A 24236-nucleotide genomic window follows, 5' to 3' on the forward strand; every position below is an offset into this window, starting at 1 on the left:
CACCCTAGACCCGGCGGAAACACCGCTGGCGGGCCGCCTTCAGCAGCGCGGATTGATCATCGTGACGCCGGGAACCGAGCCGATCGAGGCGAGCGCCTTGCCGGCGTCGCCCAGCCCGATGGTCCGGGTGACGAGCTGGTCGGGGTGGAGCACGCCGGCCCTGATCAGCTCGAGCATCCGCGGGTACGTGTGAGCGGCCATGCCGTGGCTGCCCAGCACCCGCAGCTCCAGCGCGATCACCCGGCTCATCGGCACCGGCGTCGCCCCGCCCGGCAGCAGCCCGACCTGGACGTGGCGGCCCCGGCGGCGCAGGCTCTCCACCGACGCCGCGCAGGTGGCGGGGCTGCCCAGCGCGTCGATCGACACGTGCGCGCCGCCCCTGGTCAGCTCGCGCACCTGGCTCGCCGAGTCGCCCGCGGAGCCGTCGACGAAGTGCGTCGCCCCCGCCCGTTCGGCCAGGTGGAGGGCGTCGGCGCTGATGTCGACGGCCACCACCCGGGCTCCCATCGCGGTGGCGATCATGATGGCGGACAGGCCGACCCCGCCGCAGCCGTGCACCGCGACCCACTCGCCCGGCCGCACCCCGGCGACCTGGTCGACGGCCCGGAACGCGGTGGCGAACCGGCAGCCGAGCGAGGCCGCGGTCGCGTACGGCATCTCCTCCGGCAGCGCGATCAGGTTGACGTCGGCGTGGTCGACGGCCACCAGCTCGGCGAAGGAGCCCCAGTGGGTGAACCCCGGCTGCGTCTGCCGCTCGCACACCTGCTGCTCGCCGGCCCGGCAGGCCGCGCACGACCCGCACCCGCAGACGAACGGGACCGTCACCCGCGCCCCGGGCCGCCACTCGCGCACCTCGGCGCCGACGGCCTCCACCACTCCGGCCAGCTCGTGGCCGGGCACGTGCGGCAGGGCGCGGATGTCGGGGTCGTGGCCCTGCCAGCCGTGCCAGTCGCTGCGGCACAGCCCGGTGGACTCGACCCGGATCACCGCCCCGTGCGGGGCGGGCGCGGGGTCGGGCAGCTCGCGCAGGTCGAGCTCGCCGCCGAAGACGTCGAAGGCAACAGCACGCATCCCCTGAGCTTAGACCCGCTGAAGCCTGCGCAAAGCCTGGTCGGAGCGGGATAAGCAGGTGTCAACCCCCCGTCCCAGGACAGAGGGCAGGGCATGGGACAGGATCTGGATAAAGCACGGTTTACGGAAAACGAGTTCCAGCAGTTCGGCGAGCGGCTCCACGACCAGCTCGCCGTGCTCCGGGAGCTGCTGGACCGCCCCGGCTTCGGCGAGGGGCCGGTCACCATCGGCGCCGAGCTGGAGCTCTTCCTCATCGACGGGAAGGGCCGCCCGCTGCCCCGCAACAGCCAGGTGCGCGACCGCCTCGGCGACCCGCGGGTGGTGCTGGAGCTGGGCCGCTACAACATGGAGGTCAACCTCACCCCCATCCCGCTGGCCGGGCAGCCGTTCGAGCGGATGGGGGCGGAGATCCAGGAGACGCTCTGCAAGGTGGACGAGGCCGTCGAGGGCGGCGGCGCGCTGCCCATCGGCATCCTGCCCACGTTGGACACCGAGGACTTCACCCTCGACGCGATGAGCGAGGAGAACCGTTACGATGCGCTGAGCAGGGGCCTGCGGCGGCTGCGGCTGGAACCGTTCCTGGTCAAGATCGAGGACCTGGAGCTGCGGGTGGAGAACGTCGTCCTGGAGAGCGCCAACACCTCCTGGCAGGTGCACCTGCGGGTCCCGCCGGACCGGTTCGCCCGCCTGTTCAACGCCGCACAGCTCGCCATCGGCCCGGTCCTGGCCGCGTGCGGCAACGCCCCGATGTTCCTGGGGCGCCCGCTCTGGGAGGAGACCAGGATCGCGCTGTTCGAGGAGGCGGCCGACGACCGCGACGTGGAGCGGCTCTACCGCAGGGACGGCCGGGTGACGTTCGGCTCCGACTGGGTGCGCGAGGGCGCGTACGAGCTCTTCGAACGCTACGTCAACGACTACGACCCGGTCGTCCCGTACCTCGCCGAGGAGGGCGAGCGGACGGACGTGCCCGAGCTGCGGCTGCACCAGGGCACGATCTGGCAGTGGAACCGGCCCGTCTACGACCCCGCCGAGGGCGGCCACCTGCGCATCGAGATGCGCGCCCTGCCCGCCGGGCCGTCCTGCGCCGACATGGCCGCCAACACCGCGTTCCTGCTCGGGCTCACGCTGGCGCAGGCCGAGCGCGACCTCACCGGCTACCGGTTCGCGGAGGCGTACCAGAACTTCTACCGGGCCGCCATGCACGGGCTGGGCGCCAAGCTGTCGTGGCCCGGCCGCGACGGCGAGTTCGAGGCCGCCGACCTGGTGCTGAGCCTGCTGCCCGAGGCGCGCGCCGCGCTGCTGGCCCACGGCGTCTCCGTCACCGACGTCGACTGGGCGCTCGGCGTGATCGAGCAGCGCACCCGGCTGCGCCGCACCGGCTCGGCCTGGCAGCGGGAGAAGCTGGCCGAGTACGGCGGCGACCGGGGCCGCATGGTGCGCCGCTACCGCGAGCTGGCGCTGTCGGGACTCCCGGTGCACCTGTGGCCCTGAGTGACGCAACCATCTCGTCACCCCCTCCGTCAGACTCTTGGGACAGATGGGAAAACGGAGGACTCATGGCTGACACGGGGATGACGCCGACCGACCCGGCCCCCTTCCGGCTCTTACAAGACACCGGGACCCTCGCGGAGGGCGCGGCGAAGCTGGCCGGGGAGCTGCGCGCGACGCCCGTGAAACAGGTCCTGGCCGACGCGAACCGGACCGCGGTGCGCAGGGGCGCGCCCGCCGCGTTCGGCTCGATGCCCAAGCCGTCGGTGTGGTACGCGTTCGACCGGGGCGACCAGGAGACCGCCGACTGGTTCCCGCAGGGCCTGACCTGCGGAGCGGACTCCGGCACGCTCCCGGTCTCGGTCTTCCTCGCCACCTGGTACTACCGGCCCGAGCAGGGCGAGCGCGGCATCAGGGTGACGTTCCTCAGCCCCTCGACGCTCAAGTACCGGCACGCGCTGCTGGTCGAGGCCGCCCCCGACGGCTCGTACAGACCGATCGACATCCACGCGGGCGGCGTCGCCTGCTACGGCGACCTGCTCTACGTCGCCGACACCAGCAGGGGCCTGCGCGTCTTCGACCTCGGCAAGATCCTCGACCTGAGCAGCGCCCAGCCCGACCTCGGCGACGGACAGCGGGTCGGCCGGCACGGAGGCCGGCTGCACGCCTTCGGCTACCGCTACGTCATCCCGCAGACCGACTTCTGGCGCGTCGCGGACAAAGGCGCCCGGTTCTCCTTCGTCGGGCTGGACCGCAGCACCACCCCGCACACGCTGATCTCCGGCGAGTACGCCGCCGACCACCCGCGCGGCCGGGTCGTCCGCTGGAACCTGGACCTCGACGGCGAGCCCAGGGACGCGTACGTGATGGGGCACGAGAAGATCCAGGGCGCCGTCTCCCGCGACGGCCGCTGGTACCTGAGCCAGTCCAACGGCTCGCGCAACAACGGCACCCTGTACGTGTACGAGGACGGCAAGGTGGACCGGCGGCCGTGGCCGATCGGCCCGGAGGACCTGACCGTGCGCGGCACCAAGGTGTGGAGCCTCACCGAGTACCAGGGCAAGCGGGTGGTGTTCGGCGTCCGTCTTTGACAATGTTCGGAGGTATGGGGCGTCACAACCGTTATCTCGTGGAACCGTTCGACTCCAGCGACCGTTACGCGACCGAGCGCTACCAGGGCGCCGCCGGGCGCAACTGGTGGCGCTGCGACCCGTCGCTCCAGCTGCTCATGCGCCGCTACCTCGGCGACGGCTACGCCTGGGCCGAGCCGCACCTCGACCGGCTCGGCGCGCTCATGGGCGGCCCGGTCGCCGCCTACGCGGAGGAGACCGACCGCAACCCGCCAAGGCTGGAGAAATATGACAAGTGGGGGCGCGACATCAGCGAGGTCGTCATGCCGCCCTCGTTCCACGCCGCCCGCGAGGCGATCCTGGCCGACAACTTCACCTCTCCCGCCTTCGCCGAGCAGGCCCGCGCGCACGGCGCCGACCCGGACGCGCTCGCCGCCGCCTGGACCTACCTGCTCGACCAGGCCGACATCGGCATGGGCTGCGCGCTCGGCACCGGCGGCGAGATGGTCGTCTCGCTCGCCGAACGGTTCGCCCCCGAGGACGTCAGACAGCGGGTACGGGAGATCTTCGCGCACGGCGACTACTCCGGCGAGGCCGCCCAGATGTTCACCGAGCGGACCGGCGGATCCGACCTGGCCGCCCTGGAGACGGTCGCCGAGCCCGACGGCGACGCCTTCAAACTGACCGGCCTGAAGTGGTTCGCCTCCAACGCCAACGGGTCCGCGTTCGTGGTGCTGGCCCGCCACGACGGCTCGGTGGCGCCGTTCCTGGTGCTGTGGGAGCGCCGCGACGGCACCCGCAACGGGGTGCGGATCAGGCGGCTGAAGGACAAGCTCGGCACCCGCTCCGTCGCCTCCGCCGAGGTCGAGTTCACCGGCGCCGAGGCGTTCCTGCTGGCCGGCCCCGGCTCCGGCTCCGGGCTCGGCACGATGATGAAGCTCACCAACGCCTCCCGGCTCGGCGTCGCCATGATGGGCGCGGGCGTCGCCCGGCGCGCCCTGGTCGAGTCGCTCTGCTACGCCCGGGCCCGCGAGGCGTTCGGCCGCCCGCTCGCCGATCAGCCGCTCATGCGCCGCAAGCTGGCCGAGCTGATCGTGGAGGCCGAGGCCGTCCAGACCCTCGTCTTCGACGCCCACGTCGGCCCCCGCCTCCGCCTCGCCCCCGCCCTCGTCAAGCTGCGCGCCTCCCGGCTCGGCGTCACCGCCGCCAGCGACGCCATCGAGGTGCACGGCGGCAACGGCTACATCGAGCAGTGGCCGGTCGCCAGGCTGCTCCGCGACGCCCAGGTCAACCCCGTCTGGGAGGGCGGCGACCACATCCTCTGCCTCGACGTCCGCCGCGCCATGCACCGCGAGAACGCCCACGAGCCCTTCCTGGAGCGCCTGACCAAGGCCGTCGAGGGCGCGCCGTCCGGCGACTGGTCGCTGGTCCGGGACCGGATCGACGACCTGCGCAAGGCGATCACCGTGTGGTCCTCGCTCGGCCCGGAGGTGGCCGAGGCCCGGCTGTACCCGCTGGCCCAGTTCATGGCCGACGTGTACGCGGCCGCGCTGCTGGTCGAGCAGGCGGGCTGGGAGGAGCGCGCGGGTCACGGCACGCGCAAGGCCCTGGTCGCCCGCCTCTACGCCGAGGCGCACCTGGCCGACCACGGCCCGCTGCGCGGCCTCGACCGCCCCGCCGAGGACCTGGACCGCTTCGACGAGCTCGTCTCGGGGGCGTTCACCCCCTGATCGGCAGGGGCTCGCCGAAGATCGGGGCGGCTTGTATGCTGCGTTCCCGATCAACCTCAAGGACGCCCATGCCGCTGAACGAGCTGCCGGCCGGCCTGGCCGGCGCCGAGGACGTCAGTCGCCACTGCGACCTGGTCGAACGGGCCGCCGCCGAGGGCCGGGCCGGGGAGCTGTACGAGCTCGCCCTGGCCCTGCGCGGCGGCGAGCCCGGCTGGCAGCGCGACGCCGTCCTGGACCATGTCGAGCGGGCCCTGGCGCTGACCCCGGGCGCCGAGTTCGCGGCCCTGTCCGTACGCCTGGCCTCCCAGGAGAACCCAGAAGAAGGCGGGCCGTCCGCCGAGGAGAACCGGGAAGACGGCGGGGCGCGGATCCGGCGGGTCGCGGCGCTGCTCGCCTCGGCCCAGCCGCCCGAACACCTGCTGCCGCTCTTCGAGGAGTACGAGCGAGCGCCCGAACTGTTCGCCTGCCTGACGCAGGAGCTGGTGCTCCGTCACCCGTACATCGGCCAGGAGGGGGCCGCCCGCCGGGTGGCCGCCCACCTGGCCGACGCCAACCACCCGCTGGCCGTGCTCCCGCTCGCCCTGCTCGACTTCGAGGACGCGCTCGACCTGCCCTCCTACAGCGTGCGCGGCGCCTCCCACGCGATGCCGTTCGGCCCCGACGAGCGCTCCGGCTTCCCCCGGCGGCCGGGTCACCGGATGCCCGCCGTCGAGCTGCTGGCCCCCGCCCTGCTCGCCGCCGCCGTGGAGAACTGGGTGCGCGACTCCAACGGCCGCGTCGAGGCGCGCGCGTTCCGGCTGGCGATGCCGGCCGAGCTGGACGCGGACCTGCTGGAAGGGCTCGGGCTGGCCTGCCTCGACGGCGAGGGCGAGCTGAGCGTGCGCACCGCCACCCCGTCGGAGGTGATGCGGGTGCTGTTCGCGGCGGCCGCCCACGGCGGCGCCTACGGCGGCGGCCGGGGCGGCGCCTACGGGCGGCTGCTGGCCTGGCAGTCGATGACGGCGCTGGCCGGTGGCTCCCGCATCGAGGAGGCCGCCGACCGGTCTTGGGCGCTGTTCGACGCCTCGACCGCCTGGTTCCACCAGGTGGCCTGGGACGTGGGCGTCGCGGCCCTCGACACCGACCGCCTGCTGCTGCACGTCCTGGCCGCGACCGACACGGACTGAGGCGCCGACCAGACTGACGTGACCGCCTCCTGGCCGCCACCGGCACGGGCTGAGGTGCCTACTGGATCCCGCCCCGGACCGAGGTGATCCGCTTGGTGTTGAAGCCGAGCCAGTGCATCCGGCCCACGTAGCGGGCGTGCTCGACCTTGATGCACCGGTCCATGACCACGCTCAGGCCGCCGTCCTCGGCGATCCGGGCGCCCTCCTCGTTGATCACGCCGAACTGGCACCACAGGGAGCGGGCGCCGATCTGCACGGCCTCCCGCGCGATGCCCGGCAGCGCGTCCGGCGCCCGGAACACGTTCACCAGGTCGACCCGGTCGGGCACGTCGAGCAGGCTCGGGTAGCTGGTCTCGCCGAGCACCTCGGTCTCGCGGGGGTTGACCGGGATCACCCGGTAGCCGTGCCGCTTGAGGTAGTAGCCGACGAAGTAGCTGGCCCGCAGCTCGTTGCCGGACAGCCCCACGACGGCGATCGTCTTGCTGGAGTGCAGGACGCGCTGGATGGTCAGCGCGTCCTGGTAGCGGTCGAGCTCGATCATGCCTTGTCCGCCTTCCCGGCCGTCGCGGCGACCCGGGCGAAACCCTGCTCCAGGTCCCAGATGAGGTCGTCGGCGTCCTCCAGGCCCACCGACAGGCGCACCGTGCCCGGCCCGACGCCGGCCGCGCGCAGCTCGTCGTCGCTCAGCTGGCGGTGCGTGGTGCTGCCCGGGTGGATGACCAGGCTCTTCGCGTCGCCGACGTTCGCCAGGTGCGACCAGAGCGTCAGACCGGCGATGAAATTCTGCCCGCCGGCCCGGCCCCCGGCGCAGTCGAAGGAGAACACCGCCCCGGCGCCGCGCGGCAGGTACTTCTCGACCAGCGGCCGGTACTTGCTGTCCGGCAGGCCCGGGTAGTTGACGTTGGAGGCCAGCTCGTGCGACTCCAGGAACGCCGCCACCTTCAGCGCGTTCTGGACGTGCCGGTCCATCCGCAGCGACAGCGTCTCCAGACCCTGCAGGAACATGAAGGCGTTGAACGGGGAGAGCGCCGCGCCCAGGTCGCGCAGGGTCTCGGCGCGCAGCTTCATCAGGTAGCCGTACTCGCCGAACGTCTCGTGGAACTTCAGGCCGTGGTAGGCGGGCGACGGCTCGGCGATCACCGGGAAACGCCCGTTGGACCAGTCGAATGTGCCCGCCTCGACGACGACCCCGCCGATGCTGGTGCCGTGGCCGCCGATGAACTTGGTCGCCGAGTGGATCACGATGTCGGCGCCCCACTCGATCGGGCGGCACAGGTACGGGGTCGCGAACGTGTTGTCGACGATCAGCGGCAGCTCGTGCTCGTGCGCGATGCCCGCCAGGGTCTCGATGTCGAGCACGTTCCCGGAGGGGTTGCCGATCGTCTCGCCGAAGAACGCCTTGGTGTTCGGCCGGACCGCCTTGCGCCACGCCTCCGGGTCGTCGGGGTCGGCCCAGCTCAGCTCCACGCCCATCTTGCGCAGCAGGTGCTTGAGCTGGTTCACCGTGCCGCCGTACAGGGCCGAGGACGAGACGATGTGGTCGCCCGGCTCCAGCAGCGTGAACAGGGCGGCCGCCTGGGCGGCGATGCCGCTGGCGAACGCGACCGCGCCGCTGCCGCCTTCGAGGTTCGCCACCCGCTCCTCGAAGACGGCGACGGTCGGGTTCATGATGCGCGAGTACGTGTTCCCGTACTCCTTGAGGTTGAAATAGGCCGCGGCGGACTCGGGATCCTCGAAGACGTAGCTGGTCGTCTGGAAGATCGGCACCGCGCGGGCGCCCGTGTTGGGGTCCGGCCGCTGCCCGGCGTGGAGCTGCCGGGTCTCGAAGCCGAACTCGCGGGCTTCCTCGGTGTCGGGGAGCTGGTCGGTCAACGGATTCCTCTTCTTCGACGTCATCGGGCTTCGCCGGGGCTCAGGAACCGGCGGATGATCGGCGTCTGCCGCGCCTCCTCCAGCAGGAAGCAGTCGTGGCCGTACGGCGCGTCGATCACCTGGAGCTCGACGGGCTTGCCGAGGGAGCGTAGCGCCCGCTCGATCTCCTCCGAGGCGGAGGGCGGGTAGAGCCAGTCGGAGGTGAAGGCGATCAGCAGCGTCCGGGCGGTCACGTTCTCCAGCGCCCGGGTGAGGGATCCGCCGCCGTGCTGGCGGGCGAGGTCGAAGTAGGTCAGCGCGCGCGAGGTGTAGAGGTAGGTGTTGGCGTCGAAGCGCTTCACGAACGAGGCGGCCTGGTGGCGGAGGTAGTTCTCCACCTCGAACTCCGGCTCGGTGATCGTGTGGCGGATGTCGTCGGCGAACTGCAGCCTGCGCGCGAACTTCTGCTCCAGCGCGGGCGCGGACAGGTAGGTGATGTGGCCGACCATCCGGGCCACCCCCATGCCGCCGTCGGGCGTCCGGCCGGTGCCGTGGTAGCGGCCGCCCTGCCAGGCCGGGTCGCGCATGATCGCCTCGCGCGCGATCGCGTTCCAGGCCACCCCCTGCGGGTGGAGCGCGTGCGTGCTGGCGATCGCCACCACGGCGTCGACCTGGTCGGGGTAGAGAACGCTCCATTCCAGGGCCTGCATGCCGCCGAGCGAGCCCCCGGCCACCGCCGCGAGCCGTTCGATGCCCAGCTCGTCCAGGAACGCGCGCTGCGTACGTACCATGTCGGAGACGGTGATGACCGGGAAGTCCGGCCCGTACGGCCGGCCCGTCTCGGGGTTGATCGACGACGGGCCCGTCGTCCCGCGGCAGCCGCCGAGCAGGTTCGTGGAGACGACGAAGAAGCGGTCGGTGTCGAACGCCTTGCCGGGACCGATCATCCCGTCCCACCAGCCGAGCCCCTTGGCGCTGCCCTCGGCGCCGAACCCGTCGCGGGCGCTCTCCTCTTCCGGGGCCTTCGCCAGGCCCGCCGCGTGAGCGTCACCGCTGAGCGCGTGGCACACCAGGATCACGTTGTCGCGCTGGGGCGATAGCGTGCCATAGGTTTCATATGCGACACGAACCGGATGAAGCTCCCGGCCGCAGTCGAGTTTCACCGGCCGCGGCAGGTCGAGGTACTGCGTTTCCACGACGCCGACGGAACCGACGGCACCGGCGGGGAGCGTCGTAGCTGGCTGAGACATGGCCCCCATGCTAGCCGCCACGCTCAGGGTATGTTCAAATACCTATCTGAATTACCTGGAGCACGGGAGAGGTACCGGACATGACGACGGTCTCCAACGGAGTGAACGTACAGGCGCTGCTGGACGCCCGCGAGGTGCTGAAGTCCAAGCCAGAGGCCGGGCAGTTCGTCTGGCGCGCCACCACCAGGTGGAAGGACGGCACCCACAGCACCACCACCATCAAGGAGTACTACGGCCTCGGCGAGGAGCAGAGCCACAAGACCGAGACCGTCCTCGACGCCGACCACCCCGAGACGTTCGCCGCCCAGGACAACGCCATCACCCCGATCGAGTACCTCCTCGTCGGCCTGGCGAGCTGCCTGACGGCCGGCGTCGCCTCCGTCGCCCAGAACCGCGGCATCCAGCTGCGCTCCGTCGAGGCCAAGCTCGAAGGCTCGCACGACATCCGCGGCATCCTCGGCGCCGACAGCGACGTCCGCAACGGCTTCAACGACATCAAGGTCACCTTCACCATCGACGCGGACGCCTCCAAGCAGGAGATCGAGGCTCTGGTCGCCCAGTCCCAGAAGCGCTCGGCCGTGTTCGACGCCCTCACCAACCCGACGGACGTCACCGTCGAGGTCGCCTGAAAGGCACGATCGTCATCGAGCGCCACACCACCACCGTCGTCATAGGCGCCGGTCACGCGGGCCTCGCCGCGAGCCACTTCCTCACCGAGCGGTCCATCGACCACGTGGTGCTGGAACGCGGCGAGGTGGCGAACTCCTGGCGCAGCCAGCGCTGGGACTCCTTCCGCCTGCTCACCCCCAACTGGCAGAGCCGCCTGCCGGGCCTCGGCTACGACGGCCCGGACCCCGACGGCTACATGACCATCGGGGAGGTGACCGCGTTCATGGAACGCTTCGCCGCCCACACGCGCGCCCCCGTCCGCACCCGTACGGACGTCACGTCCGTGCGGCGCGCCGGCGACGGCTACCGCGTGACGACGAACGACGGCGAGATCGACTGCCGGACGGTGGTCATCGCGAGCGGGGCCTGCAACCTGCCCGCGGTGCCGCCGTTCAGCGCCGCCGTGCCGCCGGAGATCGAGCAGATCACCCCGTACGACTACCGCGAGCCCGGACAGCTCCCCGAAGGCGGCGTGCTCGTCGTGGGAGCCTCGGCGACCGGCGTGCAGCTCGCCGCCGAGCTGCGGCGGTCCGGCCGTCCCGTGATCATGTCGGTCGGGGAGCACGTGCGGCTGCCCCGCACCTACCGCGGGCGGGACGTGCTCTGGTGGATGGACGCCGCCGGCGTGTGGGACCAGCGCTACGACGAGGTCGACGACCTCACCCGGGCCCGGCGGCTGCCCTCACCCCAGCTCGTCGGGACCCCCGAACGCGAGACGCTGGACCTCAACGCCCTCACCGCGATGGGCGTCGAACTGGTGGGCCGCTGGGCGGCCGTGCGCGACGGCCGCGCGCTGTTCTCCGGCGGCCTGCGCAACGTGTTCTCCCTGGCCGACCTCAAGATGGAACGCCTGCTCGACGGCTTCGACGAGTGGGCCAAGGAGACGGGCGTGGACGCCGAGGTCGGCCCGCCCGAGCGGTTCGCGCCGACCACCGTGCCCGCCAAGGCGCGCCTCCAGCTCGACCTGCGCGGCGGCGAGATCCGCACCATCGTCTGGGCCACGGGCTTCCGGCCCGACTACAGCTGGCTCGACGTGCCCGTGGTCGACGAGAAGGGCCACCTGCGCCACGACGGCGGCGTGGTCGACAGCCCGGGACTGTACGCGCTGGGGCTGCCCGTGCTGCGGCGGCGCAAGTCCACCTTCATCCACGGCATCGAGCCCGACGCGCGCGAGGTGATCGGCCACCTCGCCGGCCACCTGGCCGCCCGCCGGTGACACTCCGTCACCGGCGGGCCCAGCCGTCCTAGCAGGCCGGTGCCATGAGGTGACCCGCAAGGTCGCGTCCTGCCGCGGGTGGGGAAGTCGTGCGACCGGCCGCCGACCGTGTCCGCCACAGCTGGTCTTGATGCGGGTCGAACGGGCACGGCGCGATCCGCCGATCGAGCCGTGCTCGGAGCTCGGCGGCGCCCCTGCCTGCGCTTCCGCCGGGCCCGCGGCGGCTCTTAGAGCGGGACCCGCGTCACGAGAATCCCGTCGTCGTCCGAGAACAGCTCGGCGCCGGGGGAGAAGACGGCGTTGCCGAAGGTGACCGGCACGTCCCGCTCCCCGGTGCCCTCCTTGCCGCTCTTACGTGGGTTTGAGCCGAGGGCCTTGATGCCCAGGTCCAGCCCACGCAGCGCCGCCGTGTCCCGGACGGCGCCGTTGACGACCACCCCGGCCCAGCCGTTCGCCGCGGCAGCCCCGGCGATGACGTCGCCGACGAGCGCGGTCCGCAGTGAGCCGCCGCCGTCCACCACCAGCACCCGCCCCTCGCCCGGCTCGGCCAGGACCGCCTTGACCAGGGCATTGTCCTCGTGGCAGCGCACGGTCACGATCCGGCCGGAGAAGGACCTCCGGCCGCCGTACTGGCGCAGTTGCAGGTCGCAGGAGTCGAACTCCTCGCCGCGCTCGTCGTACAGGTCGGCGGTGACGACGCTCATGAGGGCAACTCTTTCACGCCCCCTGATCGTCTCGCCGTAGAACCCCTTCGAGTCCACCCGCGGGCCGTAGTCCTTCCATCCGCACAGCCGTACCGCCGACGAAACTAGTTCTGTGTCGTATAGTTTGATGTCGAACTATCAGGGATGGAACGAGGGAGCTTTCATGCGTACTCTGATCCGCGGCGCCCGCGTGTTCGACGGCGAGCGCACCCACTCCGGCGCGGACGTCCTCATCGAGGACGACCTGATCGCCGAGCCCGACGGGCGGCCCGTGGACGTGGAGATCGACGGCGGCGGCAAGACCCTGCTGCCCGGCCTGATCGACGCGCACACCCACGTCTCCGACGGGATGCTGGCCCAGGCGCTCACCTTCGGCGTGACCACCGAGCTCGACATGTTCTGCCTGCCCGGCAACCTGGCGCGCCAGCGCGAACTGGCCGCCGGGCGCGACGACGTGGCCGACCTGCGCAGCTCGGGCGTGCTCGCCACCGCACCCGATGGGCACCCCAGCCAGATCATGGCGGCCGAGGCCGAGTCGCTGGCCTGGCTGGGCGACGCGGTCGGCCCGTTCGACACCGTCGCCGAGGCCGGGCAGGCCAAGGCGTTCGTGGAGGCGCGGCTGGCCGAGGGCATCGACTACCTGAAGATCGTGATCGACGACGGCGGCACCGCCGGCCTGAAGCTGCCCGTCATGGGCCCGGAGGTGGTGGCGGCCCTGGTCGAGGCCGGTCACGCGGCCGGGCTGAAGACCATCGCGCACGTCGCGACGGCGCATGACACGGTGGTCGCGCTGGACGCGGGCGTCGACGGCCTGGCGCACGTCTTCCACCACAGCGAGCCGGGCGACCCGTCCGTCGAGGACCTGGCCGCCCGCATCGCGGCCCACGGCGCCTTCGTCATCACCACGCTCGCCTACATCGAGGCCATCGCGCAGGACCCGGCCGCGGTGGAGCTGGTGCGCGACGAGCGGATCGCCGCCCGCCTGTCCGACCGGGACAAGGCCGTCATCGACCGCGACTACTCGGCCGTCCCCGTCCATCCGGAAGGCCCTGCCGCCGCCCGCCGCGCCGTCCAGGCGTTGCGGGAGGCCGGGGTGGCGCTGCTGGCCGGGACGGACGCCAACTTCTTCGCCCCGGTGCACGGCGCGGCCATGCACCGCGAACTGCTCCTGCTCACCGAGGCCGGCCTGACCCCCGAGGCCGCCCTGGCCGCCGCCACCAGCGTCCCGGCCACGCACTTCGGGCTGGCCGACCGGGGTCGCGTCGCCCCCGGACTCCGCGCCGACCTGCTGCTGGTCGACGGCGACCCCACCAGCGACATCACCGCCACCCGCGCCATCGCCGACGTCTGGCGGAGCGGCGTCCGCCAGGCCCGCTGAGCAGGGGCCAGGCCCCTCCCGGCTCCAGGATGGGGGCGCGGGGTCCGTCAGGCCCGCTGACTCCCCGGCCCCAGGCGGCGGTGCGGCGTCCGTCGGGCCCGTTGCCTCCCGGCCCCTGGACGGCGGCGCGGGTCCGTCAGGTCCGCTGAGCGTGGGTCACGGCCTCTCCCGGTCCCAGGACTCCAGCAGGCCGCGCAGGATGCGGTCGAGCGTGCGGGAGTCCTCGGGGCTGAGCGCCGCCCCCAGCCGGGCCAGGGTCGCCGCGTGGTCAGAGAGGGTCGCGTCGATCAGTTCGCGGCCCTTGCCGGTCAGGACGATCAGGAAACTGCGCCGGTCGGCCGGGTCGAGCCGCCGCTCGATCAGCCCCGCCTGCTCCAGGCGGTCGAGCCGGTTCGTCATGCCCGCCCGCGACGTCATCAGCACCGCCGACAGCTCCGACGGGATCATCGTGAACGGCGGGCCGGACCGGCGCAGCGCGGCCAGCACGTCGAACTCCCCGGGACGCAGGCCGTGCCGGGCGAAGGTCTCCTCGACCGCCGCCTCGACCAGGCGCGTCGCCCGCCCCATCCGGATGAAGACCCCCATCGCGGAGAGATCCAGATCAGGACGCTCGCGCCGCCACTGGCCGAGAATCGCATCGACCGCATCGTCCATGCCCGCCATGATATTCGTCATCGGATAATCCGACGACTAACTACCGGCGGGGCAACTCGGGTGCTGAAACGATTTACTCCGCAGGCGCGGCGGTGGAACCCCGGACGATCAGGCTGGGCGTCACTGAGAAGCGCACCGCCGACGAGCGGCCTTCGATGCGCTCCAGCAGCAGCTTGCCGGCGGCGGCTCCCATGACCGAGCCGCCCTGGTCGACGCTGGTCAGCGCGATGTTGGGCAGGGCGGCCAGGTGGGTGTTGTCGTACCCGGCGACCGAGACGTCCGCCGGGACGCGCAGCCCGGCCTCGTGGACGGCGGCGAGCGCGCCGAACGCCGCCTGGTCGGCGCCCGCGAAGATCGCCGTCGGGCGGGGCGTGCGGTTCAGCAGCTCCCGGGCTCCCTCGTAGCCGCCCTTCTCGTGGTAGAAGCTGGTCGCCACGGCGATCTCGCCGGCCAGCCCGTGCTCGCGCATGACCCGTTCGTACGTCGCGGAACGGATCTTGTGGAGCAGGTCGGACGGCTGCGACTGGCTGTCGTCCTGGTGGGTGATGTGCGCGATGCGTCCCCGTCTTCGTCCCGTGGATCTCCCTCCCGCCCATCCCGGACGTGGTGCCGACGGCCGCCTGGGGCGACGCCGCGGTGATCGTCCCCTGGGTGCTCCACGAGCGCACCGGCGACCTCGCGCTCCTGCGCGAGCAGTACCCGAGCATGACCGCCTGGGTCGACCAGCTCGCCGGCCTGGCGGGCGACACCTGCCTGTGGGACACCGGGCCGCGGCTCGGCGACTGGCTCGACCCCACCGCCCCGCCCGAACGGCCCTTCGAAGCGCAGACCGACCCGGCCCTGGTCGCCTCCGCCTACCTCGCCCACTCCGCCCGGCTGGTCGCCGAGACCGCCGCGCTGCTCGGCCACACCACCGACGCCGCCCGCTACCGCACCCTCGCCGACCGCGTCCGGGCCGCCTTCGACAGCGCCTGCATCACCTCGGAGGGCAAGGTGGCCGGCGACTCGCAGACCGCCTACGCCCTCGCCCTGCGCTTCGGCCTCCTCGACGGCGAAGAGCGCCGGCGCCCGCGCCGGCGAGCGCCTGGCCGAGCTGGTCCGCGCCAACGGCCACCGCAGCGGAACCGGCTTCGTCGGCACCCCCCTCATCTGCGACGCCCTCACCGACGCCGGCGCCGTCGAGGACGCCTGCCGGCTGCTGCTCCAGACCGAGTGCCCGTCCTGGCTGTACGCGGTCACCATGGGCGCCACCACCATCTGGGAACGCTGGGACAGCATGCTGCCCGACGGAACCCTCAACCCCGGCGAGATGACCTCCTTCAACCACTACGCCCTCGGCGCCGTCGCCGCCTGGATGCACCGCACCATCGCCGGCCTCGCCCCGGCCGAACCCGGCTACCGCCGCCTGCTCATCCGCCCGCGCCCCGGCGGCGGCCTCACCCACGCCCACGCCACCCTCGACACCCCCTACGGCCGCGCCGAAGCAGGCTGGGAACGCACCGGCGACCACCTCAAGCTCGTCGTGGTGGTCCCGCCCAACACCACCGCCACCGTGTACCTGCCCACCGCCCCGGACACCCCCATCGAAGTGGGCGCGGGCCGGCACGTCTTCGAGATGACGTCGGCGGAGGCAGGTCAGGGAAGGAACGCCAGATGAGGCAGTTCCCGCTGGACGACATCGAGATCCGGGACGAATTCGTGCGGTGAGAAGGGAGAGCCGGGCATCGTCGTGATCATGCCTACGAACTGCCGCTCGTCCATCTCGAGGAGACGTCCGCGGTCGCCGCCCATGGTGTGGAAGTACCAGGGAAAGACCTTCTCCCGCAACCACAGGGAATGACATACCCGCTCGTTGTTCAAGGGGAAGATGACCGGCCGGGTGAAGGTCTCCTTGACGATGCGTGCGACGTCGTAAACGGCGGGATAGTCCCGCTCCATATCGCGTATCCGGTTACGCGCGATGAACGTGTCGACGAGGTCGCGGAAAAGAGCGTCGAATCGGCGCTGGAAGTCTGTCACGTCCGGCCGCGGTGAGCCGTGGAAGTTGTGGGCCAGTTCCCGGCACGCGGAGAGCCATGGCTCCCGCTGAAGGGAGAATCCCATGAGCCCGTCTATGTCGGCCGGGACCATGCGCGGGTGGACGTTCAGTCCGGTGACGGCCATGAGGACGTCCTCCACGATCCCGGTCAACGCGTCCGCGAAAAGAACGACCGTCCCGTCAGGAGTGAGTCCGTCGAGCTTTTTATGATGTATGCCCTGCAGATCTGAAATGTCACATGGTGAGGCGTCGAGGGCTTTGAAGTAGTCGGGAACGTTCATGGCCTGATCGAACGAGCCGCGCTCGCTGTTGTGCGCGAACGGCCAGCGATTGAGGTCATGCATCCAGGCGAGCCTGCTGACGCGGGCGACGTCCACGGCGGCGTCCGCAGCCAGGCGCCGGGCTGTCCCGACCACCCGTTTCACGTGCCAGAGGCGGGCGAAAACCGCGACCCGCGGATCGAATTCATCACCGAATGCGGTGACGAATCCGGTGATGTATCGGAGTCTGTCGATACGGCTACGCAGGCGATGTCGGACCGGCGCTGAAGTGCGGCGCCCGTCCAGGCCGGCTTCTGTCATTTCTACCCCCTTCACCATGGCCCGGGCCAGGCCTTCTGGTAGCTGACCGAGCGAAAGGCAACGGAAAATCTCCCTCTGGCCGCGTGCAAGAGGGTGTTGTAGTCGAACTCTGACACATCGGCGTCCACATGAAAACTTCCCGCCGCTGGATTGTGTGAGACCTGGTCAATGGAAAGTCCTAGAAAGGCTGATATGCGTCTGCGCCAGTGTGCCAGGTCCGAATCTTCCTGTGGATTGGCGCATTTTTCGCGTTGTGTCCGTGGACATGAGCAGGGGAGACATCGGTCGCGTCCCATCTGCGCTCCCCAGGTGCCGAGGGCTTCCCGGATTCTGAGGTTGAGCGCAATGGCGCAGGACGTGTGCCGATACAGGGGATATTTCATTTTTCTTGCGATGGTCGCTAGAAGGCGCCATCCGCGACGATCGAAGGTTTCGCCGGAGTTTTCCGGGTCCTTGAAGTGAGAGGGAATGTAGGTGCCCAGCCGGGGATCGTCCTCGGGGACGCCGGGGCCGTGCTTGAGTCCCACCAGGACCGAGCAGGACATGCCCGACTCCTTCAGGCGGCTCACGACGAGCTCCTTGTCCTTGAGAGCCTCCGACAGCTCCGGCACGAAAGGACGCCAGAAGTGGACGGCGGCCTGATTCCCGGTGCTCGCCACGAGACGCGCGTTGCCCAGCGTGGTGTCGAAGTTCGCGATCGGCCCCGCCTCGAGGGGAAGCTCGGCGTCCCGTGAGAACGACTGGCTGAAGAACCAGAGGATGGGCCAGCCGAGGCAGTCAAGATCCCGGACGAACGGCTCCGGAACCTTCGCTTTGGTGATGATGACGATCGGGCGGACATTCGGCAGGACGGTGATGATCTGTTCGATCGACCTGATCGCCGCGCTCCTGTTGGCGGGCGTCATGATCATGTCGGTGTAGTTGCCGATGCAGATCGGCGTGCCGTCGCTCTCGGGGTCGATCAGTTCGGCGCGTCTGCCGTACAGATAGTCGCGCAGAGCCTGCGCCATCTGCTCGGGAGACGCCCGGGGCCGGGGTTTGGCGTTGCGTAATCGCAAAGGGCCGAGATAGCAGTACGCGCAATTGGCGGGGCAGCCCAGGATCGGGTCACAGCTGATCCAGGTGTCGTGCTCCGCGACAAGCGCGATCGGACGCTCATGAGCCATCGGACCTGCTCCGATCCCACAGGCTCAAGAACTGACGCCTGAGTGCGTCCAGGTCGGGCTCTCTCGGCCGCTGGCTCTCCAGGTCGTCCGAGTTCCTCCAGTAGAACTCGAAAGTCTCCTCCAGAAGCGTTCGCGCGTGCAGTCCGGTGGTGTCGAACTGCAGCTCGAAGGAGTCGAAGAGGACTTGCTGCCGGCGGACCCTGCGTGCCCGGAAGTAGGGTTCGTAGAAGAGCGCGCTGTCGGTCAGGAGGATGGTCGCGGCCAAGCCGAACCTGGCCAGCCTGAGCTCCACCAGCGGGCCGAACTGCTCGCGCAGCAGACGGTAACCGTCGATGCTGTCGTCGCATTTCCGCTGGAGGTCTCCGTAGATCCGGTACACGTTGCCCGGCCGTGCCTCGTAGCTTTCGGACATGCCGAAGTACTCGGGCAGCCCGGGGTTGGAGATGACCGCCTGCAGGCTTCCGCCGGCGTTGAGGACGTCGTGCACTTCCGAGCTGAAAGTGCCCCGGGGCGAGAGGTAGGAGTTCCCGGTCTCGGCGAGCAGGCGCACCGTGGAAGCCTTCGCCGCGGCCTCCTGCAACGCGTTCTTCTTCGCGATGTTGCGCTTCATGTTGACCGCCCGCTCCATCCCGCGGGTGGGGACGTAGGCCGCCCGGCAGTGCAGGGCCGCGGCCAAGGTCTGCGGAGCGGTCGACAGCCAGGTCGGGGAGAGATCGCCTCCCGTCAGGTTCTGGCGCAGGGCGTAGATCGTGTGGACGAGGGAAGCCGGGTCCACCCCGACGTCCCGCACGCCCGCGTTCGCGAGCCAGCGCGTCCGCTTGAGGCATTCGGCGAGGAGGAACCAGCGGTACATCATCAGCGCTCCCGGCCGGGTCATCGCAGGGAGTGCTTGGTAGACCGCCTGCCGCCAGAGCTTGATGCAGCGGACCTGCCGGTGATCGCCGATCTGAATCGAGCCGACGGCTATTTCGTCTCGCAGAAGATGACCCACCGCGTCCGAGAGCAGGCTTCGATCCAGATTGCCCTTCTCATCGGCCACGGGCGTCGTCCGGAACAGCAGGTCGATCTCGAAACGCGCGAAGTCCTCGAACACGTGGCCCCGGCGTCCGTTGCCGAAGTCGATGAGGTCGACCTGGGCGTGCACGGAGTCGATGAGGATGTTCGCGAACCTCGCGTCGCCATGCAGCGTGCGCCGATCCGGCACGGGGGCGACACGGATGGATTCGGTCGTGGACTCCCACCAGGCCCGGAAGCCCGCCAGGTCGGGAAGGTCGGGACAGAAGGCGGCGGCCGTGTTGAGCGTCGCCAGGATCCCCTGGTCCCAGGCAAGGGCGGGCAGCGCATCCGCCAGCGTCTGCAACGGCGGATCTCCGTCCTCCGGGCGTTTCTCGGTGAGGATCTGGGCGACCTTCCGCAGGCATTCCCTGATCGTCAGCTCGGAGGGCGCCTGGTCTCTGTTCGCGCTCCAGACGTAGGTACGCAGGAACTCCTCGAAATCGCTGTAGTGCTCGATCTCCTCGAAGGATCTCCCGCCCACGTAACGGTAGGCGATGACCGACCATTGGGCCGCGGAGGTGTTCAGCTGGACTTCGATAGGGCCGTGAATTCGATCAAGGCCGTTTTCCGGAAGCGTCCCCGTCACATGGGGGAAGCGCAGCCGGTGATCGTGTTCTGCGGCGATCTCCTCGCTCGGGCCTGCCTTCATCACCACGGGGTCCAGGCGGCCGAGCCAGATGAGTGCCACCAAGGACCCGCTGTATCCGCCGGCGAGCAGGCGGATCACGGGCTCACCGACGAGATCTCTGGGGATGTCCTCAAGCAGGAGGTTGGTGAGTTGCCTGATGTCTCCGGAGGAGATCTGCGAATGGCGCCCGATGATCCTCAACCATTTCTCCCTGCGGGGCGGTCCATTTAAGGGGCATCCGTAATGGTGAAAAAACACCAGCTCATGAGCATAATAAGCGATGAGCCGGGTTGAATCCATGCGGATTGCGGCCCCGCACGCCAGTGAGGCATATCCATGCTTTTAAGTCTTAATGCTGGAAATTGAACATTGTCGGCCGTGGTGACGGTTCCGCCGGCGGGCTGCCGGACTCTCCTAGGGCTCGCTCCGGCCGGTCGTGGGGCTGCGGCGTTCGATCAGCAGGACGTCGCGCCAGACGCCGTGGTGGCATCCGATGCGCTCGCGGGTGCCGACCACGCGGAAGCCGAGCGCGAGGTGCAGGGCCAGGCTGGCGGTGTTCTCGGGGAAGACGCCGGCCTGGATCGTCCAGATGCCGGCGGCGTCGTCCCGCATGGGCCGGATCTCCCAGCCGGGCTTCCAAGGCCGTTGCGTTCTCGGCTGGTGAGACTGCTGCACCCCTGGCGCGGGTGGCCCACTAAGGGCGCCCCAGTGCGGAGATGACAAACGCGACCCCTGATGATCGTCGGTTGTCTAAGCCAGCCGATCAAGAACAGGGGCCGCGTTCGCGTGCCATCATCCCCGATCGACGTGCTCTCCCGCCACCTGGAGCACGTCGCCCTCACCGCCCCAGCCGCTGACCTGCATACGCTGGCCGAGGTCCTCGATTCCGTGCCCGACCCGCGCAGCCGCCGGGGACGCCGCTACAGGCTCGGCCCGCTGCTGGCGTTAGCCCTGCTCGCGGTGCTCAGCGGGGCAACGTCGCTGGCGAAGATCACCCGGTTCATCGCCGGATACGACCCCGGCCTGCGCGCCCGAGCCGGCTTACCCGGCACGGTACGGCTGGCCGCCTCCACCCTGGGACGGCTGCTGGCCCGTCTGGACGGCGACGCCTTCGACGACGCCACCTGCACCTACCTCGCCACGCTGGCCACCGCTCACCCTCCACAGACCACGCCGCACCTGCGCCCACCGCTGCTCGGCCTGGCCGTGGACGGCAAGACCCTGCGCGGCAGCCGTACCAACAGCGGCACCGTCCACCTGCTGGCCGCCGTCCGTCACGACACCCAGACCGTGCTCGCCCAGCGGCAGGTGGAGGCCAAGAGCAACGAGATCACCGCGTTCACACCCCTAATGAGCAGCCTGCATCTATCCGGCCTGGTCATCACCGCCGACGCCCTGCACACCCAGGCCGACCACGCCCGGCAGATCGTCGCCGCCGACGGCCACTACCTGTTCATCGTCAAGGGAAACCAGTCCACACTCCTGCGCCGGCTCAAGGCCCTGCCCTGGCGCGAAGCCGTCTTGAACGACCGCACCGACGAACAAGGGCACGGCCGCCGCGAGATCCGACGCATGAAGATCTGCACCGTCCGCCCGGACCTGCCCTTTCCCCACGCCGCCCAGGCCATCCAGGTCAAACGCCGCCGCACCGACCACCGCACCGGCAAGACCACCATCGTCACGATCTACGCCATCACCAGCCTCCCGCCAGGCCGGATCACCCACGCCCAGCTCGCCAAGCTGATCCGCGGCCACTGGAACATCGAAGCCCTGCACCACATCCGCGACGTCACCTACCGCGAAGACGCCTGCAAGGTGAGGACGGGCGCCGCTCCCCGCATCCTGGCCGGCCTCCGCAACCTGGCCATCGGCCTGATCCGACTGATCGGCTGGACCAACATCGCCGCCGCCACCGACCACTACCGCAGCCACCCCGCCGACGGCCTTCAACTACTCGGTCTCACCACATGAGAACGCTTCGACCCTGGCCGGGCTTCGGGTCCATGGCATCGCTCCTTCACTCGGAGGCAGGGCCTGCAACGGCACTCCCATTAAAGGAGAGCGGGATCGGGAGTAAAAACATCTCCCGGGCCGGCGATTCGTGTTTAGCGGTCGAATTAAAGCGTCGCGGCTTAATTCGTGGCCCAAGAAAATATGCCGTCACTCGCCTTGGCCTTCCTCCTTTACGGCGGGGCACGATGAGGAGGAGGCAACGAGCAATGGGAGGTTCCATGCTCAAGGAAGCATTCACGATCGGCGCCCTCGTGGCGGCCGCCGTGGCACCCGCGACGGCTTCGCAGGCGCAGGACGCGCAGGCCGCACCCGCCGTCGCGACCACTACGACCAGCGCGCTCGGCAACTGCGCGACCAGGACCGCATCCACGAGCAAGCCGTGTAAGTGGATGTCCGAAGGCGACAGGAGATGCTTCTACTGCAAGCAGTCGAAGAAGAAGGGCGGCGGCTGGAAGCGCCAGTACTGCGAGTACAAGCATCACCGCGACCGCGATCGCGACAGGGACCGCCACCGCGGGCCTCAGGAACTCGAGTGCACGACGAAGGCCGAGCCGACCCAGGCCCAGCCGAAGCGCACCTGCGAGACGTGCGTGGACGCCAAGACCGGCCGGCAGGTCTCCAAGAAGTGCAACGCGGGAACATAATCCCGCGGGGTCGCACAATACGGCCGCGTCCGTGAATTGACCGGCCGTACAGGGAGCGGGACGCCTTTTCTCGGGCACCCGCTCCCGCGACAATTCAGGAATCGTGCTGAAGGGCGACGCCGCGGGCGAGCACGTCGTCCGTTTCCGTTTCGCTGAGCCCGGCTTCCAGCAGGAGCGCCCGCGAGTGCTGACCGAGCGCGGGCACGTCGCCCATCGGGGCTTCGAAGTCGCCGAAGACCGCCGGGGGCAGGAGCGCGTCGACCGTGGCGAACTCGGTCCGCACCCGCCGCCAGCGGTCGCGGGCCCGCAGCTGCGGGTGCTCGACCACGTCGGAGAGCTGCTTCACCTGCGCCGCCGGGACGCCCGCGTCCGCGAGCCGGGCGTCGAGTTCGGCGGTCGCCCACTCCCGGGTGCGCCGCGCGACCTCGGCGTCGCACTCCGCCCGATGACGGACCCGCCGGACGTTCGTGACGAAGCGTTCGTCGTACGCGAGCCCGGGCGCGCCCAGGGCGGCGACGAGGGCCCGCCACCCGGAGTCGCTCTGCACGCCGATGAGCAGTTCTCCGTCGCGGGTCGGGTAGGAGCCGTACGGTGCGATCGAGACGTGGCCGACCCCCATGCGTGGGGGCTGCCGCCCGGTGTGGAGTTGGGCGTAGAGGGCGTGGCCCATCCACTCGACGGTCGCGTCGAACATCGAGACGTCGATGGTGGCGCCCTCGCCGGTCCTGGCCCGGCGGAGTAGCGCGGCCAGCACCGACTGGGCGCAGTACATCCCGGCGGCGATGTCCGCGGTGGGGATCCCGGTCTTGGCGGGATGGTCCGGCGTCCCGGTGACGGCGACCAGCCCGGCCTCGGCCTGGATCAGCATGTCGTACGCCTTGCGCCGCGCCATCGGCCCGCCGCTCCCGTAACCGGACATGTCAGCCACGACCAGCCCCGGATCTTCGCCGCGGAGCCGCGCGGCGCCGAAGCCGAGCCGCGACGCCGCACCCGGAGCGAGGTTCTGGACGAACACGTCGGCCCGCCGGATCAGCCGCCGGACGATGCCGGCCCCGTCCGCGGACTTGAGGTCGATCGCCAGCGACTCCTTGCCGCGGTTGAGCCAGACGAAGTGCGCCCCGGTGCCTTCCACCACGTGCCCGGCGGTCGCCGCCAGGTTCTCCACGATCTGCCGCGCGCCCTCACGCGCCAGCGCCAGCATCATCGTCTCGGCCGAGCTCGCCGCCGCGGCCAGCGACAGCGAGCCCACCAGCCGCCCGGTGCCGGGGTGGCGGATGCCGGTGCCCGCGCAGGCGAGACGCTCCAGGACCTCGTTGAAATGCTCCGGACCTCGTACGAGAACAGCCCCCTCCTCCTGCATGGCGGTGCCGAGCCCGTTCGTGCCGATGCTCTGCTCGGAGAAGTCGAACCCCTCCGCCGCGCCCGCCGCGTCGAACCTCGCCCGCGCGCTGCGGCCGGGGACCCGCCGGGCGACGATCTGGCCGGTCCGGTCGGCCAGGAAGACCGCGGTGTCCAGGTCCCGCAGGGTCTCGCCGAGCCGGTCGAGGACCGGACGGGCGGCGCGGCACAGCTCGCTGTCGGCGTCGAAGGTGTTGACGTAGTGGATGGAGTCCGGCTTGCGGGTGGCCCCGGCGCTGATCGAGCGGCGCCAGCTGCGGTCGATCTCCCGTGGCAGCCACTCCGGTTGCCGCTCCCCGGCCGGCCACCTCAGGCCCTGGGTGATCAGCGTCTCCTTAGCAGACCTGATCACGTCATCTTCGACGGGGACGCGGCGCGCGTTGCTCATGGCACTGCCTCCAAGCCAAGACCGTGTGCTCAGTATGTAAGACAAGTCACAGAGGCACTGATACCAATCGCGTCCGG

At 70.5% G+C, this 24236-nt stretch carries 22 protein-coding genes and 1 pseudogene; 11 read left to right on the forward strand and 12 right to left on the reverse strand.

Annotation, left to right across the window (positions count from 1 at the left end; all coding sequences use genetic code 11):
* Positions 1-39: 39 nt before the first annotated feature.
* Positions 40-1071, reverse strand: a complete 1032-nt coding sequence (locus tag AB0J42_RS07040) for a zinc-dependent alcohol dehydrogenase family protein (protein ID WP_364289794.1) — start codon at positions 1069-1071, stop codon at positions 40-42.
* Between the two features lie 93 nt (positions 1072-1164).
* Here AB0J42_RS07040 and AB0J42_RS07045 point away from each other — a divergent pair, with 93 nt between their 5' ends.
* The 4 genes from AB0J42_RS07045 to AB0J42_RS07060 all read left to right on the forward strand — a co-directional run bounded on the left by AB0J42_RS07045 (position 1165) and on the right by AB0J42_RS07060 (position 6525).
* Positions 1165-2562, forward strand: a complete 1398-nt coding sequence (locus AB0J42_RS07045) for a glutamate--cysteine ligase (protein ID WP_364289796.1) — start codon at positions 1165-1167, stop codon at positions 2560-2562.
* 65 nt (positions 2563-2627) lie between these two features.
* The gene (locus AB0J42_RS07050; protein WP_364289798.1) at positions 2628-3650 is read left to right on the forward strand and encodes a hypothetical protein; all 1023 of its coding nucleotides are present in this window, start codon (positions 2628-2630) and stop codon (positions 3648-3650) included.
* 38 nt (positions 3651-3688) lie between these two features.
* Positions 3689-5359, forward strand: a complete 1671-nt coding sequence (locus AB0J42_RS07055; protein WP_364289800.1) for an acyl-CoA dehydrogenase family protein — start codon at positions 3689-3691, stop codon at positions 5357-5359.
* A gap of 68 nt (positions 5360-5427) precedes the next feature.
* Positions 5428-6525, forward strand: a complete 1098-nt coding sequence (locus AB0J42_RS07060; protein ID WP_364289802.1) for a DUF6183 family protein — start codon at positions 5428-5430, stop codon at positions 6523-6525.
* A gap of 58 nt (positions 6526-6583) precedes the next feature.
* Here the strand turns inward: AB0J42_RS07060 and AB0J42_RS07065 are convergent, their stop codons facing one another.
* Genes AB0J42_RS07065 through AB0J42_RS07075 form a run of 3 tightly spaced genes read right to left on the reverse strand, consistent with a single transcriptional unit; the run spans position 6584 to position 9626 of the window.
* On the reverse strand, positions 6584-7066 hold the full coding sequence (locus tag AB0J42_RS07065) for a CoA-binding protein (protein ID WP_364289804.1): 483 nt from the start codon (positions 7064-7066) through the stop codon (positions 6584-6586).
* Positions 7063-8397, reverse strand: coding sequence for an O-acetylhomoserine aminocarboxypropyltransferase/cysteine synthase family protein (locus tag AB0J42_RS07070; RefSeq protein ID WP_364289806.1), 1335 nt, complete (start codon positions 8395-8397; stop codon positions 7063-7065). The genes AB0J42_RS07065 and AB0J42_RS07070 overlap by 4 nt, the downstream gene beginning before the upstream one ends.
* A 20-nt stretch (positions 8398-8417) precedes the next feature.
* On the reverse strand, positions 8418-9626 hold the full coding sequence (locus AB0J42_RS07075; RefSeq protein ID WP_364289808.1) for a homoserine O-acetyltransferase: 1209 nt from the start codon (positions 9624-9626) through the stop codon (positions 8418-8420).
* An 80-nt stretch (positions 9627-9706) separates the two neighbouring features.
* Here AB0J42_RS07075 and AB0J42_RS07080 point away from each other — a divergent pair, with 80 nt between their 5' ends.
* Together AB0J42_RS07080 and AB0J42_RS07085 are read left to right on the forward strand one after the other, a co-directional pair.
* On the forward strand, positions 9707-10255 hold the full coding sequence (locus tag AB0J42_RS07080; protein ID WP_364289810.1) for an OsmC family protein: 549 nt from the start codon (positions 9707-9709) through the stop codon (positions 10253-10255).
* Positions 10256-10296: 41 nt separating this feature from the next.
* Positions 10297-11511 carry an NAD(P)-binding domain-containing protein gene (locus AB0J42_RS07085; protein WP_364289866.1) on the forward strand — a complete coding sequence of 405 codons (1215 nt, stop codon included), beginning with the start codon at positions 10297-10299 and terminating at the stop codon, positions 11509-11511.
* A 227-nt stretch (positions 11512-11738) separates the two neighbouring features.
* On the opposite strand, the gene rraA is transcribed toward AB0J42_RS07085, so the two are convergent.
* The gene (gene rraA / locus AB0J42_RS07090; RefSeq protein WP_364289812.1) at positions 11739-12215 is read right to left on the reverse strand and encodes a ribonuclease E activity regulator RraA; all 477 of its coding nucleotides are present in this window, start codon (positions 12213-12215) and stop codon (positions 11739-11741) included.
* Positions 12216-12378: 163 nt separating this feature from the next.
* On the opposite strand from rraA, the gene AB0J42_RS07095 reads away from it, so the two are divergent.
* Positions 12379-13593 carry an amidohydrolase family protein gene (locus AB0J42_RS07095; RefSeq protein ID WP_364289814.1) on the forward strand — a complete coding sequence of 405 codons (1215 nt, stop codon included), beginning with the start codon at positions 12379-12381 and terminating at the stop codon, positions 13591-13593.
* A gap of 156 nt (positions 13594-13749) precedes the next feature.
* Here AB0J42_RS07095 and AB0J42_RS07100 read toward each other — a convergent pair whose 3' ends face one another.
* Entirely contained in the window at positions 13750-14247 is a 498-nt protein-coding gene (locus AB0J42_RS07100) for a MarR family transcriptional regulator (RefSeq protein ID WP_364289816.1), read from the reverse strand.
* Positions 14248-14320: 73 nt separating this feature from the next.
* Positions 14321-14803, reverse strand: a complete 483-nt coding sequence (locus AB0J42_RS07105) for a substrate-binding domain-containing protein (protein WP_364289868.1) — start codon at positions 14801-14803, stop codon at positions 14321-14323.
* 50 nt (positions 14804-14853) lie between these two features.
* Here AB0J42_RS07105 and AB0J42_RS07110 point away from each other — a divergent pair.
* Positions 14854-15252 (forward strand): annotated as a pseudogene (locus AB0J42_RS07110) (alpha-L-rhamnosidase); the annotation flags it as partial.
* 88 nt (positions 15253-15340) lie between these two features.
* Positions 15341-15904, forward strand: a complete 564-nt coding sequence (locus AB0J42_RS07115) for an alpha-L-rhamnosidase C-terminal domain-containing protein (RefSeq protein ID WP_364289870.1) — start codon at positions 15341-15343, stop codon at positions 15902-15904.
* Here AB0J42_RS07115 and AB0J42_RS07120 read toward each other — a convergent pair.
* The 4 genes from AB0J42_RS07120 to AB0J42_RS07135 all read right to left on the reverse strand — a co-directional run bounded on the left by AB0J42_RS07120 (position 15883) and on the right by AB0J42_RS07135 (position 20328).
* Positions 15883-16866 carry a hypothetical protein gene (locus tag AB0J42_RS07120; protein WP_364289818.1) on the reverse strand — a complete coding sequence of 328 codons (984 nt, stop codon included), beginning with the start codon at positions 16864-16866 and terminating at the stop codon, positions 15883-15885. The genes AB0J42_RS07115 and AB0J42_RS07120 overlap by 22 nt on opposite strands.
* An 11-nt stretch (positions 16867-16877) precedes the next feature.
* Entirely contained in the window at positions 16878-18032 is a 1155-nt protein-coding gene (locus AB0J42_RS07125; protein WP_364289820.1) for a hypothetical protein, read from the reverse strand.
* Positions 18022-19917 (reverse strand): hypothetical protein, encoded by a 1896-nt coding sequence (locus AB0J42_RS07130; protein WP_364289822.1) that lies wholly within the window; start codon positions 19915-19917, stop codon positions 18022-18024. The genes AB0J42_RS07125 and AB0J42_RS07130 overlap by 11 nt, the downstream gene beginning before the upstream one ends.
* 213 nt (positions 19918-20130) lie before the next feature.
* The gene (locus AB0J42_RS07135) at positions 20131-20328 is read right to left on the reverse strand and encodes a hypothetical protein (protein WP_364289824.1); all 198 of its coding nucleotides are present in this window, start codon (positions 20326-20328) and stop codon (positions 20131-20133) included.
* Positions 20329-20502: 174 nt separating this feature from the next.
* Here AB0J42_RS07135 and AB0J42_RS07140 point away from each other — a divergent pair, with 174 nt between their 5' ends.
* On the forward strand, positions 20503-21687 hold the full coding sequence (locus tag AB0J42_RS07140; protein ID WP_364289826.1) for an ISAs1 family transposase: 1185 nt from the start codon (positions 20503-20505) through the stop codon (positions 21685-21687).
* A 260-nt stretch (positions 21688-21947) separates the two neighbouring features.
* Positions 21948-22373 carry a hypothetical protein gene (locus AB0J42_RS07145; RefSeq protein ID WP_364289828.1) on the forward strand — a complete coding sequence of 142 codons (426 nt, stop codon included), beginning with the start codon at positions 21948-21950 and terminating at the stop codon, positions 22371-22373.
* Between the two features lie 94 nt (positions 22374-22467).
* Here the strand turns inward: AB0J42_RS07145 and AB0J42_RS07150 are convergent, their stop codons facing one another.
* Positions 22468-24159, reverse strand: coding sequence for a CoA transferase (locus AB0J42_RS07150; protein ID WP_364289830.1), 1692 nt, complete (start codon positions 24157-24159; stop codon positions 22468-22470).
* Positions 24160-24236: the final 77 nt, after the last annotated feature.

Source organism: Nonomuraea sp. NPDC049649 (genome assembly GCF_040675175.1).
In the GTDB taxonomy this organism is placed as follows: Bacteria; Actinomycetota; Actinomycetes; order Streptosporangiales; family Streptosporangiaceae; genus Nonomuraea.